The organism is Enterococcus larvae (assembly GCF_017830045.1).
Lineage (GTDB): Bacteria > Bacillota > Bacilli > Lactobacillales > Enterococcaceae > Enterococcus_L > Enterococcus_L larvae.
In genome coordinates this window covers 36,827-52,558 of record NZ_JAEDXU010000005.1, presented here as the reverse complement: position 1 = coordinate 52,558, position 15,732 = coordinate 36,827, and the positions used below count along the sequence as shown (strand labels likewise).

12 protein-coding genes and 2 other annotated features are annotated in these 15,732 nt (G+C 41.4%); of the genes, 5 read left to right on the top strand and 7 right to left on the bottom strand.

Translation table 11 applies throughout. The features are described 5' to 3' along the window. The first annotated feature begins 802 nt into the window (after positions 1-802). Together I6N96_RS10715 and I6N96_RS10710 are read left to right on the top strand one after the other, a co-directional pair. Positions 803-1,414 carry a 50S ribosomal protein L25/general stress protein Ctc gene (locus I6N96_RS10715; RefSeq protein WP_209557540.1) on the top strand — a complete coding sequence of 204 codons (612 nt, stop codon included), beginning with the start codon at positions 803-805 and terminating at the stop codon, positions 1,412-1,414. Positions 1,415-1,538: 124 nt separating this feature from the next. Next, positions 1,539-1,865, top strand: a complete 327-nt coding sequence (locus I6N96_RS10710) for a DUF960 domain-containing protein (protein ID WP_209557539.1) — start codon at positions 1,539-1,541, stop codon at positions 1,863-1,865. Between the two features lie 264 nt (positions 1,866-2,129). Here the strand turns inward: I6N96_RS10710 and I6N96_RS10705 are convergent, their stop codons facing one another. Further along, positions 2,130-3,767 (bottom strand): peptide ABC transporter substrate-binding protein, encoded by a 1,638-nt coding sequence (locus I6N96_RS10705; protein WP_209557538.1) that lies wholly within the window; start codon positions 3,765-3,767, stop codon positions 2,130-2,132. A 392-nt stretch (positions 3,768-4,159) separates the two neighbouring features. Next, positions 4,160-4,385 (top strand) — a binding site (T-box leader). A 497-nt stretch (positions 4,386-4,882) separates the two neighbouring features. Between I6N96_RS10705 and I6N96_RS10700 the strand changes: the two genes are divergently transcribed. The 3 genes from I6N96_RS10700 to I6N96_RS10690 are packed head-to-tail and all read left to right on the top strand — an operon-like array spanning position 4,883 to position 7,012. Continuing rightward, a complete protein-coding gene (locus tag I6N96_RS10700) occupies positions 4,883-5,524 on the top strand; it encodes an amino acid ABC transporter permease (RefSeq protein WP_209557537.1) in 642 nt (213 codons plus the stop codon). Between the two features lie 16 nt (positions 5,525-5,540). After that, on the top strand, positions 5,541-6,176 hold the full coding sequence (locus tag I6N96_RS10695; protein WP_209557536.1) for an amino acid ABC transporter ATP-binding protein: 636 nt from the start codon (positions 5,541-5,543) through the stop codon (positions 6,174-6,176). Between the two features lie 14 nt (positions 6,177-6,190). Further along, complete coding sequence (locus tag I6N96_RS10690; protein ID WP_209557535.1) at positions 6,191-7,012, top strand: amino acid ABC transporter substrate-binding protein; 822 nt, start codon at positions 6,191-6,193, stop codon at positions 7,010-7,012. A 77-nt stretch (positions 7,013-7,089) separates the two neighbouring features. Here the strand turns inward: I6N96_RS10690 and abc-f are convergent, their stop codons facing one another. From abc-f to I6N96_RS10660, 6 genes are all read right to left on the bottom strand, one after another. After that, positions 7,090-8,697 (bottom strand): ribosomal protection-like ABC-F family protein, encoded by a 1,608-nt coding sequence (abc-f, locus tag I6N96_RS10685; RefSeq protein ID WP_209557534.1) that lies wholly within the window; start codon positions 8,695-8,697, stop codon positions 7,090-7,092. Positions 8,698-9,034: 337 nt separating this feature from the next. Beyond that, positions 9,035-9,436, bottom strand: a complete 402-nt coding sequence (gene fosX / locus I6N96_RS10680; RefSeq protein WP_209557533.1) for a FosX/FosE/FosI family fosfomycin resistance hydrolase — start codon at positions 9,434-9,436, stop codon at positions 9,035-9,037. 121 nt (positions 9,437-9,557) lie between these two features. Beyond that, positions 9,558-12,071 carry a leucine--tRNA ligase gene (gene leuS, locus I6N96_RS10675; protein ID WP_209557532.1) on the bottom strand — a complete coding sequence of 838 codons (2,514 nt, stop codon included), beginning with the start codon at positions 12,069-12,071 and terminating at the stop codon, positions 9,558-9,560. A 144-nt stretch (positions 12,072-12,215) separates the two neighbouring features. Further along, positions 12,216-12,431 (bottom strand) — a binding site (T-box leader). A 133-nt stretch (positions 12,432-12,564) separates the two neighbouring features. Next, on the bottom strand, positions 12,565-13,317 hold the full coding sequence (gene aroD / locus I6N96_RS10670) for a type I 3-dehydroquinate dehydratase (protein ID WP_209557531.1): 753 nt from the start codon (positions 13,315-13,317) through the stop codon (positions 12,565-12,567). 319 nt (positions 13,318-13,636) lie between these two features. Continuing rightward, positions 13,637-14,839 (bottom strand): MFS transporter, encoded by a 1,203-nt coding sequence (locus tag I6N96_RS10665; RefSeq protein WP_209557530.1) that lies wholly within the window; start codon positions 14,837-14,839, stop codon positions 13,637-13,639. Positions 14,840-14,850: 11 nt separating this feature from the next. After that, complete coding sequence (locus tag I6N96_RS10660) at positions 14,851-15,729, bottom strand: shikimate dehydrogenase (protein WP_209557529.1); 879 nt, start codon at positions 15,727-15,729, stop codon at positions 14,851-14,853. Positions 15,730-15,732: the final 3 nt, after the last annotated feature.

Genomic DNA, 15,732 nt, shown 5'->3' with positions numbered 1-15,732 from the left:
CGTATCAAAGCAAGCCATTCTTGTTTTCTGACGGCTTAATTGACGGTCAAAAATGATTCTCAAAAAGTATATACCAGAACAAAACGTTGTTATACCAAGGTTTCCTATAAATTCTTCATTTTTTGGTTTTTCTCAAAAAAATCATTTTTTTTGAAAAAAATTGATAAAATATTCTATAGACTTCCGAGATAGATTGATTTAGAATAGATTTACGATAAAAAATAAAACATTTCTCAAAGTAAGTTCTTTCGAGAAATGTTTTTTGTTTTTATTTTTAATATTTCTCTTGTTTTTATGTTTACCGAAAAATATACGTCATTTAGATATTTATAAATTTTTCTGTTTTCCACTGATCAATAATACCTTCTCATTAGTTCAACAAAAATTAAATAACAATTCAGCATAAGATTATAATAAAATAACAAATGTTTTACCACAGGTTTTTCTTCGATACTTCAATGATAGAGTAAATGAATCTCTCATCAGCGATGAATCGCCTCACAAAGCTGATACAGTCTATCTGCTTCATCAAATACTTTCTTATTCCAGCTGCTCTTCAGAATCAATAATAGTCGCTTTCCTTGACTTCATGTCAAAACCGCGTTATGGTTAAATAGTAAAGTGAATATCATAGGTTTCTCAAAAACAGCGTAATGACCTGGAAGAGAAAGGTATCATAGTGGAATTTCCAGAGGACGATTATGTTGTAATCGCCCTCTTTTTGCATTTTTTGAAATTTCCTGTATGTTGCATTTTGTTTAACCAAATAAATTCACTCACTATTGAAGGAGGAATTTAGGTTATGTCAGTTTCATTAGAAGTTCAAGAAAGAGCCGTCCGTCCCCGTTCACTGAGAAATGAGCTACGTCACTCCGGAAAAATCCCTGCTGTCGTTTATGGGTATCAGATCGAGAGCACGCCTATCACTGTAGATGAAAAAGAGTTAACAAAAATTCTGCGTGATAATGGCGCCAACACAGTTATTTCATTGGCTGTTGGCGGGAAAAAAATCAATACATTAGTATATAAAACACAGCTTGATACATTCACAAGTAAAATCAAGCACGTAGAGTTTCTGGCTGTAAATATGTCGGAAGCAACCGAAGTTGAAGCAGAAGTTGTTTTGACCGGGGAATCTGTAGGTGTGAAATCAGGTGGCGTTCTAGCACAAAACCTGTATTCCGTTCTCGTTTCCGCTACACCGGAAAATCTTCCTGAAAGTGTTGAGGTTGATATCAGCAGCTTAGCAATCGGTGATGCACTAACTGTTGCAGATATTCCGAAAAACGATAAGTTTACAATCGTTACTGACGGTGAAGAGCAAATCGTCAGCATCGTAGAAGCACAAGAAAACATTGAAGAAACTCCGGCAGAAGCTTCTCAACCAGAAGTTATCGGAGAAGATAAAGAATAATATTACCGAAGTGGTTGGGATTTAATGATCCCAACCACTTTGTCTTTTAGACTTCGGAGCGAAACACTTGTTCCAACCTTATTTTGGGGTATACTAACAGTAAGCTAATAAGGGAGGGGTTCTTATGTTTGAGTCATTTGACAGAAGCCGCAGCCGCTATGCTTCACTGGGGGTCGTCTCCAGTTTACCCGGAGAACTGATCGACAGTATTTGGCTGATCATTGATCTGAATTTGAAAGGTGTTATACCTTTAACAAACATGCTTGCATTCGACGTAATCAATAATAATGGACAAGTCACACTTAAATTTTCTCAGGAGTTCAGCGATGTGGAGATGGCTGTTGACTTAGCCTATGCTTACTCTTCTGAGTTTCCACAACGTGTTTTAGCCTTTGATGATGGGACGAGAGAAACTATTTTACTACCGACAGAAATATCTGAGCATTACTGATATCGAACGCCACTCCCCTTAAATCGAAATTTAACACATCAAAAAAAGAGAGTGGGACAATAATCTGTTGCCACTCTTTTCCATACCCTAAATCCGAATAAACGGCGAGTCAGAAGTAGCTCCTACGACAATAAGCCGGAATTCAACAAAAATTTGTGAAACAATTTTCGTGAATTCCGGCTTATTGCTTGTAGCTAAACACTTCTGTCTCAGCCTCTTTTTTGATTGAACAGTTTTTATTTTTGATCCCTGTCCTCAAACTGACTATTCTTCTACATAGGCTGTCCGATAAGAAACGGTCCGACCAAATGAGAAGACTTGCAGATCTTTTAGACGGTCAGTCTTCAAGTAACCGATCGCCCCTTGATACAACGGCAATACCGCAGCATCCTCTTGGACCAATGTTTTTTCAAGCTCCAGCAGCTTTTCCCAACGTTTATCCGGCTCATTCGCCAACGTGATTCTTGCTTCGTTCAAGCCTTTATCATATTCTGCATTATCATAACCGGCTGTATTCAAGCCGCTCTTCGAATCGTAGAACTCCAAAAAGTTGATTGGATCAGCATAGTCTGGCGTCCATGTACCGAAAACCAAATCAAAGCTTCCCTCTGATTGTAAATCCAATCTGTTTTGTAATGGAATAGATTTCAGTGTGATTGTTAACCCGGATAGGTTTTCCTGCAGCTGCCCTTGTACATACTCGATCGTCTTTTTAGCAAGTGCAGAATCCGCAGACATCAGTTCCAGATTGATCTCATCTTTTCCAAGCTCCTGCTTCGCTAATGCCCACTCTTTCTTCGCCGCTTCTAGATCATAGGGCAGTAAATCGCCATTTTCATCTCGGAAGTCTTCTCCTCCATCTGGATCTTTGGCAAAATCCTTAGGAACAAATCCATTCAATGCTGTTGATCCATCACCCAAAATATCTGTGGCAAAAGCCTCTTTATCAATAGCCTGAAGAATTGCCTTACGTACATGAACATTGCCTGTTACTTCTCGTTTTTGGTTTGGGCTCAAATAGCCCACCATTGCTTTAGGAATGAAATAAGCCTGTGGCGAATCCTTATACTGCAAAGCATAGGTGTCAGCCAAGATCGTGTAATCCAAATCGCCATTATCAAAAAGGTTTGTCCCTGTCGCAAGCTCCTTAACAACCTGGACATTGATTGTATCCAATTTTACATTTTTTTGATCCCAATAATCAGGATTCTTTGTCAACTTCCAGCTTTCTGTCGTTCCATCCCAGCCAGAAATCAAAAACGGGCCATTTCCCACGAAATCGTCGGTCGAAGTCCCATAAGCTTCGCCTTTTTCCTCAGCAAACATCGCATTTTTCGGCATGAAGGGAGTTCCTACCAAGGCTTGAGACAGATACGGTGCCGGATACTCCAATGTCAGCTCTAAGGTTTGATCATCAATGGCCTTCACACCAAAATCATCCAATGAAAGCTCGCCTTCACGTATTTTTCGACCATTTTTGAAGATGTCCATTTGATTGCTGCTGGTTGATCCATATGCTGGATCAACAACATTACGAAAAGCATAGACAAAATCGTCTGCTGTTACAGGATCGCCATTCGACCAGGTTGCCTTTCTTAGCTTAAAGGTATAAACCAGCCCATCATCGCTGACTGTCGGTTCCTCAGCAGCCATCGCCAGCTCAGGGTCCTGATCCTTGTTCAATCGATACAAGCCTTCTGAAACCTGACCAATCATATCTGAACTGTAAACATCCGTGTAATGCGCACTATCCAGTGTAGATAACTCTCCACCAGATGCAACATTGATTTCCTGCTTCACTTCAGTATTTCCGCCGGAAGAATCTCCGCTGCTTTGTCCTCCAGTACTGCAGGCACTAAGCAGCAATGCCGATACGACCATCAATAAACTAAATTTCTTCATTCCCTCTCCTCCTTAGAATGATTCACTCATCCCATTCTCTTGTATGTATCCAAAATTCAAATAACCGGTGATCCAAAAGCTGCCCCTTCCGAACGAATCAGAATATAGAAACACTGCAGATAATCCATTTTCGTATAGCCCACTCACTTTTCAGACCAGTTCACTTTCGGAACAACCTTTTTCAAAAGCTCCTCATTGTTTTATCTACTTATCCGTTGCTAACAAAATGACAGAGTCACCTTGAAAAAGTAAAAAGTTAAGAACGTCACAAAAGCATTTTTGTTCTTGCTCTTCCTACTATTTTACCTGAAAAGAATTGAATGCTTAACTTATATGCCTGATATTTTACCATATTTTCCAGTTGACAGAATCCGAGTCCGATGATAAAGTAATAAAAAACAAAGAACAGAAGAGTAGCTTGATGATTTGTCAGTAGAGAGTCTTCGGTCGCTGAAAGAAGATACAAATCAAAGTGAACCACATCTGGGAGTTGGTGTACTGAATGACTAGTAGGTATATCCGGGTGCGCCCGTTACAGCAGAAAGTCTAAGACTTTACGAGGCTGTTATCGTGAGATAGCAGTAAACAAAGGTGGAACCACGATACTTCGTCCTTTGGCATTATATATGCCAAAGGACTTTTTTATTTTATTCAAGACATGTCCGAAAGCTAACCATGTCAAACTGATTCCAGCATATAAGTAAAAACAAATGGACAGAACAAGTAGCCATTGTCACTTTTCTGAAAAGAGAATGCTTCATTCGCTGAGAGAAGCATCTGAAAACCAATGGAGAACACATCTGTACCCGTCAGCTTCTGAACATAAAACAGTAGGAAGCTGCGGCACTCACCGTTACCTGAGGAAGCATTCGCCTATTTGAATGCTCACGAGACTGCTCTCGCAAGACAGCAGTAAATTGAGGTGGAACCACGGTCTATCGTCCTCTTGGCAGTTATGCCGAGGGGGTTTTTTTATTTTTCGGAAGCATTGATGCTGCTGGAGCACAAAGACAGATGCCCATTTTAGAAATACGATGATTTTGGTTTTTATGAGAGGAAGGATTCCTACCACTCATTTCAACGAATAGATATCAAAAGATATTGGAGGATGTAAGATGGATTATGTATGGGAAATTTTGCCCGCTTTACTAAGCGGAGCCGGGATGACAATCAAAGTGTTTATCTTTACTTTACTTGGTTCGATTCCACTAGGCGTTTTAGTTGCCTTTGGTTTACAGACACGCTTCAAACCACTGACGTACCTGATCAATGTATATATATGGCTGATGCGGGGAACGCCATTATTATTGCAGCTGATTTTTGTCTTCTATGGACTGCCTTTGATAGGCATTGTATTTGAGCGTTATGACGCTGCACTATTTGCATTTATTCTTAATTATGCCGCTTATTTCGCAGAAATTTTTCGCGGCGGTATTCAATCGATTCCACAAGGGCAATACGAAGCAGCTAAGGTTTTGCGTTTGACAAAGCTGCAGACGATTCAAAAAATCATTTTGCCTCAGGTGATCAAAATCGTTTTACCTTCGATTGGCAATGAGGTCATCAACTTAGTCAAGGATACGTCCCTCATCTATGTTCTTGGTCTTGGCGATTTACTGAGAGCAGGGAAGATTGCTATGAGTAGAGATGTGACGATTTTACCGCTTGCTCTGGTTGGGGTCATCTATCTGCTGTTCACCGCAGTATTGACTTTGCTTTCAAAAAAAATCGAAAAATATTACCAATACTATAGATAATCAGGAGGAAATGCGTATGTTGACGATAAAAAACTTAACCAAGAGCTTTGACGGACGAACGATCATCGATCGTTTGAGCCTTGATATACCAGATGGAGAAATCCTGACAATTGTCGGACCCTCCGGCGGCGGGAAAACAACGTTACTGCGATGCCTTGCCGGCTTAGAAACCATTGATTCCGGAGAATTATTGATTGATGGCACGTCATTTGATCCAGTGGCTATGGATAATGCTGATCAGGTTGTCGGGATCGTTTTTCAGGATTTCCAATTATTCCCACACCTCTCTGTTCTTGACAATATTACACTTGCTCCTGTTCTATCTTTGAAGCAGGCAAAACAAGAGAGTGTGGATGAAGCACTCGATTTACTTGATAAATTCGGCTTAGCCGGAAAAGAATCGCTCTATCCTTATCAGTTATCCGGTGGTCAAAAACAACGGGTAGCATTAGCAAGAGCTTTAGCTATGAAGCCTAAGGTATTGGGCTACGATGAACCCACCAGTGCATTAGACCCTGAGCTGCGCCAACAGGTAGAAGAAGTGATTCTCGGCTTGAAGGAACAAGGCATCACACAAATCGTTGTTACCCATGATATGCAGTTTGCAGAAAATATTGCTGATCAATTATTGACTGTCGCCCCCGTCCAATAGAAAGGAGTCCTTTGATGAAAAAGAACTTATACTGGCTGTTGCCAACCATCCTGCTCCTTTTTCTAAGTGCCGGCTGCGGCCGTAAAAAATCAGATACCGACCAGTGGAACCGAATCGAAGAGGAAAAACGGGTGATTGTCGGACTGGATGATTCCTTTGTTCCGATGGGGTTTCAAAACAAAGCCGGTGAGATCATCGGATTTGATGTTGACCTTGCCAAAGCTGTATTTGACCTCTATGGGATCGAAGTCGATTTTCAACCAATCGATTGGTCCATGAAGGAAAATGAGCTGCAAAATCAGACAATCGATCTCATCTGGAATGGTTATTCCAAAACAGCAGAACGAGAAGAAAAAGTACTATTCAGTGATGATTACATGAAAAATGAACAGGTCGTTGTTTCCCTTAAGAAAAACGGGATCGATCAATTTTCAGACATGAAGGGAAAAATTCTTGGTGCACAAAACGGTTCTTCCGGTTATCACAGCTTTGAAGACCAGCCGGAAATCTTAAAAAACTACGTAAAAGATCAGACCCCTATACTGTATGACGGCTTCAATGAGGCCTTTATGGATTTAAAAAGCGGACGAATCGATGGGCTTCTGATTGACCGTGTGTATGCAAATTACTACCTTTCACATGAAGATAATTTGGCTGATTATTCTATTATAGCCGGCGGGTTTGAAAGTGAAACATTTGCCGTCGGTATTCGCAAAACAGACCCTCAGCTGGCAGAAAAAATCAACGCAGCCTTCCTCGCACTCCGTGAAAACGGTGAGCTGGCAAGGATTTCTGAGAAATGGTTTGGAGAAGATGTAACTGCCATCAAAAAATAAACAGAAACAGCTGGACCAGCTCATTTTAAATGAGTTGACCCAGCTGTTTTGGCTTTGATTCTATTTGCAGCATACGATTAGTTCTCTACTGTTGATACGCCTGAGTAGCTTCCAGTTACCTTAGTGACTCGCTGTTGATCGATCACCAAAAAGTGCTGAAACATTTTCTCAAGAAAGAAGCGGTCGTGGGAAACCGTTAATAATGTTCCCTCAAACTCTTCCAGAATTTCTTCTATTTCCTCTCTCGTTTCAATATCTAGATGATTCGTCGGTTCATCCAGCAAGAGAAAATTCACTTCTTTCTGCATCAGCTTAGCCAATTCCAACCGTACCTTTTCCCCACCGCTTAAGAAACGCAGTTGAGTCATCACATCATCCTTATAAAAGGAATAGCCCGCCAATATACGGCGACTTTCCTGTTCGCCTAAAGAACATTCATACATAAATTCCTGTAAAATCGTTCGCTGCGGCTGCTCAAATTCAATCATCTGAGGCAGATAGCCAATGACTACCTTACTTCCCAGCTTCATTTCTCCTTCATCCAGCTTTTCATTTTCCATGATCAGTCGCATCAAGGTCGTCTTTCCTGCACCATTTTCGCCAATGATTGCCAGACGCTCTTTCCAGTAAATCGAAAAACCACTTTCTTTGAATAAGGTACGAGAGGCATAGCTCTTTTGGATTCCTTTTCCTAAAAGAACCTCTTTTCCAGAACGATCTGCCTGTTGAAAATTCTTGTTTCCCAGCTTATTGCTGTCATCCTTCGGCTTCGCAATCTTTTGGATTTTTTCCAGTCGGCGCTCCAGCTGTTTGGCCTTCTTGAAGAACTTTTCATTATCTCCTTCGTGTCCCCACTGTCGAAATCTGCGAATCGCCAGCTTCATCTTCTGAATTTCCTTCTGCTGCTCAGCAAAGTCTTTTCGAAGCTTTTCCAGACGTGCCTCTTTTTGCTCTTTATATGCTGAATAGTTCCCAGGATAGGCCCATGCCTGACCATCCTCTATTTCAACGATCTTTTCCACCACATTATTCAAAAACTGACGGTCATGGGAAACGATGATGCAGGCTGTTTTTTCATGAACCAGATAACCTTCCAACCAACGAATCCGCTGAACATCAAGATGGTTTGTTGGTTCGTCCAACAAGAGAAGATCCTTTTGCTGTAAAAGAATACGTGCCAAGTTGATGATCGTCTGCTCCCCACCGCTAAGATCAGCAAAGGATTGCTCTAATAAATGAGCGACAGCCAACCCATTGGTGATCATTTCCAGTCGACTTTCGATCTCATAACCGCCTGCTGCTTCAAACTCCTCCTGCACTTTTCCATAACGAGCCAGTGTTTTATCCAAATCCCCGTCCGGATCACACATTTGCTGTTCCAGCACCTTCAGCTGTTTTTGCAGATGATTGACTGCTTCAAAGGACGCAAGTAGATATTCACGCACGATTTTCTGTTCCGGCTCAGGAACCTGTGCCAGATAGCCCACTGCCGTATTTTTTTGAATACTGATTGTTCCTTTATCCGGAGCTTCTAACCCAACGATCATTTTTAGAATTGTGGACTTCCCGGAACCGTTCGTTCCAACGATACCGATCCGTTCCCCTTTTTCAACCTTCAAGCTTACATTTTCAAATAATGGATACGTACTATAATTTTTTTCTATTCCTTGTAATTGAATCAACATTTTTTTCCTCTTCCTGCCATTCAGCCTTGCTACAGGAATCGAGTAAATACTCTAATAAAAAAAGCCACAGGAAATAATACCCATGACTTACGTGTTATTTAATTCATCTATAGAATTCATATGAATAAGTCTGAATGGTCTCTTTATTTGATTTTTTCTTCATTTTTGGACACACTGATGCCTTGAAGGAAAAAATCGGAAATAATGTTATAGCAAAAATAAATGAAACCTAAAAAATCAAAAACTCTATATGTTATTTTTGACATAACGACCATCACGCTTACTCACCACCTTGTTCTTTTTTGTTATTGTATCATGAAGCGATCTTCTTCGCAATCTACCTTTGTCTATATCGATTCAAGCGTTCCTCCAAAGTACCTGTGTGCAGTTCAAACAAATGCTTGTCATGGTCATAGAAATAAATGGACTGCCCTTCCCCAGTAACTCGCACACGGCCGTCCTTGATTTCCAAACCTAAAGAGCTGATCCTTTCCAAATAATCGTCCACTTCAGTCGAATCGATTTTGAAGGCAATATGATTGTAGGTTTTCGTCGGTAAGCTTTCCCCCTCCATGATTGCAATCCACAACTCACCAATCAAAAAGAATTTTTCTCGAGCTACTGAAAAAGTATCCTGCCCACTTGAATAGACTTCTACTGCTGAAAATATTGTTTTAAAAAAATGAGCGGCTTTGTCCAGATCATGAACGATGAAGGTCATATGGCTGATTCCCTGCATTCTTTGTCTCCTTCTCTACTTTTATTATTTTGCTTATTATAGGGTATTTTTTTTGTAGCGTCCAGACCAAAAAAAAGAAGCAGATAGGTTGAATCCCCTACACTGCTTCTTCATTTTCTAGTTAATTCGCAACAATATTGACCAGCTTATCTGGAATCACGATTACTTTGCGAATCGTCTTTCCTTCAAGGAATGGTTTCATATGTTCTGACGCTTTTGCTTGTGCTTCAAGCTCTTCCTTGCTCAAGCCTCTAGCAACAGTTGCTTTGTCTCTCACTTTACCATTTACTTGGAAAACAACTTCAATCTCATCTTCCACCAATTTGCTTTCATCATAAGTCGGCCACGGTACATATGTCAGACTTTCGTCATTACCAAGAATCGACCATAGCTCTTCACTAATGTGTGGTGCGATTGGTGCAAGTAGTTGAACAAAGCCTTCGACGTATTCATAAGGAAGTACCTCTGCCTTGTTGGCTTCATTCACGAAGACCATCAATTGCGAGATAGCTGTATTGAAATGAAGCTGTTCGTAATCCTCCGTAACCTTCTTCACTGTTTGATGGTAAACTTTTGTCAGTTTGTCATCATTCATCGTTGTGATACGATCACGCATTTTTCCATCCTCGTCTACGATCAGACGCCATACACGATCCAAGAATTTACGGCTTCCTTCCAATCCATTCTCACTCCAAGCAATCGCTGCTTCCAATGGTCCCATGAACATTTCGTACATGCGAAGTGTATCCGCTCCGTATTTCTCGATCACATCATCGGGATTCACGACATTCTTCAATGATTTACTCATTTTCGCCGGAGCTTCTTCCAGTTGTTCTCCTGTTTCGATATTCACCCATACACCATCACGTTTTTCAACCATGTTTGTCGGAACCAACGCCCCGCGAGAATCTCGGAAGCTTTGTCCTAGAATCATTCCTTGGTTGAACAGCTTTTGATATGGTTCTTTTGTTGGTACCACACCGATATCATATAGGAACTTATGCCAGAAACGTGCATACAGCAAATGCAGTACCGCATGTTCTGCTCCACCGATGTAGATATCTACCGGAAGCCAGCGTTCCAGCTTCTCAGGATCGGCAATCGCTGTTTTATTATGAGGATCGACATAACGCAGGTGATACCATGAACTCCCTGCCCATTGAGGCATGGTGTTGGTTTCACGACGCCCTTTCTTCCCAGTTTCAGGATCGACAACATTGATCCATTCTTCAATATTTGCCAGTGGCGATTCACCAGTACCGCTTGGCTTGATATCATCTGTTTTCGGCAAAGTCAATGGCAGCTCTGATTCTGGGACAGTCGTTGTTGTACCATCTTCCCAATGGATCACAGGAATTGGTTCACCCCAATAACGTTGACGTGAAAACAACCAGTCACGTAGACGATAGCTAGTTTCCTTTTTACCTACGCCCTGCTCTTCCAGCCATTCATTCATCTTCTTGATTGCATCTTCCTTGTTCAAGCCGTTCAGGAATTCAGAATTGATATGAACACCGTCACCAGTATAAACAGCCTCTTCCACATTGCCGCCCTCTACTACTGGCGTAATTTCAAGACCAAATGTTTTCGCAAATTCATAATCCCGCTCATCATGGGCTGGAACAGCCATGATTGCCCCGGTTCCGTAAGATGCCAACACATAGTCAGCGATCCAAATCGGGATACGCGCGCCATTTACCGGATTGATTGCATACGCTCCTGTAAATACACCTGTTTTTTCTTTTGCAAGATCAGTTCGGTTCAGCTCTGATTTTTTAGAGGCCTCATCGATATAAGCTTCAACACTTGAACGCTGCTCTTCTGTCATGATTTCCTGTACCAATGCCAACTCTGGTGCCATTACTGCATAAGTCGCACCAAACAACGTATCAGGACGTGTTGTGAACACCGTGAACTCTTTATCTGTTCCTTCGATTTTGAAGGTCACGTTTGCTCCTTCAGAACGACCGATCCAGTTTTTCTGCATTTCCTTGATGTTGTCCGGCCAATCCACCAGCTCCAGATCATCCAATAGGCGATCTGCATAGGCAGTGATTTTCAGCATCCATTGACGCATTGGCTTGCGGATCACATCGTATCCGCCACGTTCACTTTTTCCATCAATAACTTCTTCGTTGGAAATAACTGTTCCTAGTTCAGGTACCCAGTTTACCGCTACTTCTGCTTCATAAGCCAAGCCTTTTTCATACAGCTTCGTAAAAATCCATTGTGTCCATTTATAATATTCCGGATCTGTTGTATTGATTTCACGATTCCAATCATAGCTGAAGCCTAATGAATTGATTTGACGCTTGAAGGTTTCAATGTTTTTCTTCGTGAAATCAGCTGGATCATTTCCTGTATCCAGTGCATACTGCTCAGCTGGTAAACCAAAGGCATCCCATCCCATTGGGTGCAGGACATTATAGCCTTGACTTCGCTTCATACGTGATAGGATATCTGTCGCTGTATATCCTTCCGGATGGCCAACATGAAGCCCTTGACCTGAAGGATAAGGAAACATATCCAATGCGTAAAACTTCTTCTTTCCAGGTTCATCATGTGTGTTGAACAGGTTGTTTTTCGCCCAATACTTCTGCCATTTTTTCTCAATCTGCTTGTGATCGTAATTCATGTTCTTCCTCCTGTTGTCATTTATCTGCTGCCGTAAAGATGATGCTCCAACCTCTAAAACTAAAAACCGCTGCGATCCTTCAGCTTCAAGCTGTTGATCTGACACAATCGACTAGAATAAAAAAAAGTCCCATGGGAAAAAATCCCATAGGACGTTCTAATCAACGTGGTACCACCTAAGTTCATTCGCTACTTGCACAGACGAATCTCCAGCGTTTTAACAGCCGCCGCCGTCTTCACCTACTTAATGTTCAGCAAAGAGCAACTTCAAGGCGAGTTCAAAAGCTTCTGTGCGTATTTCCACCAACCATACGCTCTCTATCACAGAGTTCTTTCTACTACTCCTCATCATCGTTGTATTCGTATACGAGACTCATACTATCAAATTTCTCATGAGAATTCAATCGTTTTGACAAATTTCTCACGAAAACATCAATAAATCAAAGCAGTTATTTCCTGTCAGTCAAATATACTGAGATTGGATTTTCAAAAACTCAATGCTTTAGCACCTTCAAGATCGTTCTCAATTCTCCAACTGGAACCTGTCCCGGTGCAGAAGCTTGTGCAGCGGCACCGAAAGTTGCATCTGAACCAAAGGTCTGACCAGACACTCGGCTAACCATGCCCAATGCCCCCATTGACATGGTGATCAATGGACGATCCGCATGCTCACGCTTCATCTCTTCAGTTGCAGCAAGCAACGTCAACACATCGGCAGGACTTTGCGGCATCACTGCAATTTTACAAATATCTGCATTTTTTTCCTGCATCATTTTCAATCGATTGACGATTTCAGCTTGCTCAGGCGTCGCATGAAAATCATGGTTGCACATAACTATTTTAACACCCTGTTCATGAGCCTTGGCAATCAGCTGAGCAGACTCTTCTGATGGCATAAACAGCTCTACATCAATCAAATCTGCCTTTCCAGAGGCAATCACTTCTTCATAAATCGAGAAATACTGCGCATCCGGCAACTCCAGCTCGCCGCCTTCTTTTTTCGTACGGAAAGTCACCAACAAGGGTTTATTCAGAACATCTTTTAGTTGTTTTGACAGCTCTGCTACTTTTTTCTCATTTGTTACTTCTTCAAAAAAATCAATTCGCCATTCGATAATATCGCAATCCAGCTCAGCCAATGTTTTAGCTTCCGCTAGTATCTCAGCTTCTTTTCTTCCTACCAAAGGAACAATGATTTTAGGCAAGCCTTCGCCAATAACTACATCCGCAACTTTTACAGTTTTCATTTATTTACGCTCCTTATCTATTCTTTTAAAGAGGCTGGAACATAAGTAAATTCCCATGCCCCCTCTATACTTAGAACCGAATAAACGGTGGGACAAAGCTCCTCCATGCTTCGAGGATCGAAGCATAGTCCTTCAATTCTTAGTAGTTCTACTACTTAGAGATTGATGAGATCGGAACAACGTGTAGCGAGAACCCAGATGCAGAAAAGCGGATAAGGGCGTAGCATTTTGTCCCGACCTCTTGTGCTCATCATTATCATTACTTTTATTATACTAAACCAACTGATTGATGGTATAGCTATATGGTTCTCTCAATTTTTTAGTTTGTTTCACTTGTATCAACTGTTTGACGATAGCGAATAAAGATTACTACAGCAAGAACAAAACCGATCCCTGCAATGATTGTATCAAATAACATGATGTTGCGGACACTGCTTTTCGCAATTTGTGCAGCAGCTACGGGAATCACAAAGGAAGCGATACTACCAAAGGTATAAAAGATTCCTGTAATTGTCCCTTTCCCTGTCGGAAACATTTCCCCCATAACAGTTAAGCCTAACTGCATCACACCACCGGCTGCGAAAAATCCAACCAGAGCAGCGCCAATTGTACAGACCATAGGTGTTGGGAACATCCACATCACCAGAATCGTTGCAAAGGAAACCAATGTATACAATAATACCAAGTAAACTGGACGGATCTTTGCTGCCACGATTGCAGTGAATGCAACGCAGAGTAAGGAACCCATTGAATAATAGGAAACTAAAACTCCGGCATCCGCTGCAGCCATCCCTGCGGCTTGTTCGCCGTAAGTACCAATAAACTGACTGATCAGGTAGAATGTTGCCTGTGAGATAAATCCATAAATCACAAAAGCAACACCTTCAACTGCCATTTTTGGTTTTGTTTTAAACTTAACTGTTGGAGCTGGTTCTGTACTGCTTTCTGTTGCTTCCTTTTCATCCTGATCAGGAAATGAACGTTTCCATAGATAAATACTGTTCAATACCAGTATCACAGAAGCAATAATAAATGACCAGCCAAACCAAAGTCCTGAAGACATCAAGAATTTGATGATCAACGGCAATGCAAACTGACCTATTTGCACAAAGGCTTTGATCAACACATTTGCTGTACCTGCTGTTTTGGGAAACGACTCCATCAACGCCGGATAAGTTCCCGAATCCAAGAAAGAGTTGGATATTCCGGCAATCACTGCAAAGAACATCGCAAGCTCAACACTCGGACTGAACAAAATCCCAAAGAAATAAGCAATATAAGTCAGCATACCCAGATAAACAAACGGCTTTCTACCAAACTTATCAGACAAACGGCCGGAAATCATGATTGCGATCAAGCGTCCGATCCCAAGCATTGAAATTACTTTCGCAATCCCCATTAAATCAGTATCCCATTGCGTCATTAGTGCACTCTGATTTTGAGAGATAATAATAACGCCCATTCCATGAACAATATAATTGATATACAACCCAATTGCCGTCGGCATATATTTGTTTTTCATTTTCATTCCCCTTAATCCTTAAATAGTAATTCTCTGATATAGTCTACCGGCATCTCTTCACCCGTAAAGAGATTGAAGGCTTCTGCTCCTTGATACAGCATCATTCCAAGCCCATTGATGGTTTTCTTTGCACCATTTTCTTTCGCGAATTTCAAAAGCTTTGTTTCTTTTGGCATGTAAACCACATCAAAGACGACTAAGTCATCATGGATCATTGCTGGATCATTGATCAAGCTTTCACTTTCCAACGGTTTCATACCAACACTCGTTGCATCGATGTAGATACTGCTTTCAGCAATTGATTTCTTGAAGGCTTTCTGGTCCTTCAGAGAAGTCACGGTTGCTTTACAGTCTGTTTTTTCATTGATTTTCTTAACTGTTTCTTTTGCTGTCTCAAACGCTGCATCTTCAATGTTGAAAATTCTCAATTCCTTCACACCATCTAATGCCGCTTGAATCGCAATTGCTGTTCCTGCTCCACCGGCACCAGTCATTGTAATGATTTTACCTTTGACCTCAACACCTTCTTCACGTAAGGAACGCATCGCACCTGTGCCGTCAGTGATATGACCGACCAAATGCCCTTTTCCATCTTTGTTGACAACGGTGTTGACTGCTCCTGCTAATTCAGCCGCCGGTGACAGCTCGTCCAGATAAGGAATGATTGCTTGTTTGTTGGGCATAGAGACATTCGAACCTCGAATCCCCAGCGCACGAATTCCTTTCACTGCATCTTCCAGTTCTTCATTTCCGACTTCAAAAGCCAGATAAGCATAATCCATTCCCAATTTGGCAAATGCCTCATTGTGCATTGTTGGTGACAAACTATGTCTGATTGGTGTTGCAATCAACCCAATCAATAATGTGTGTCCGCTTAATCTTTCTGTCATGCT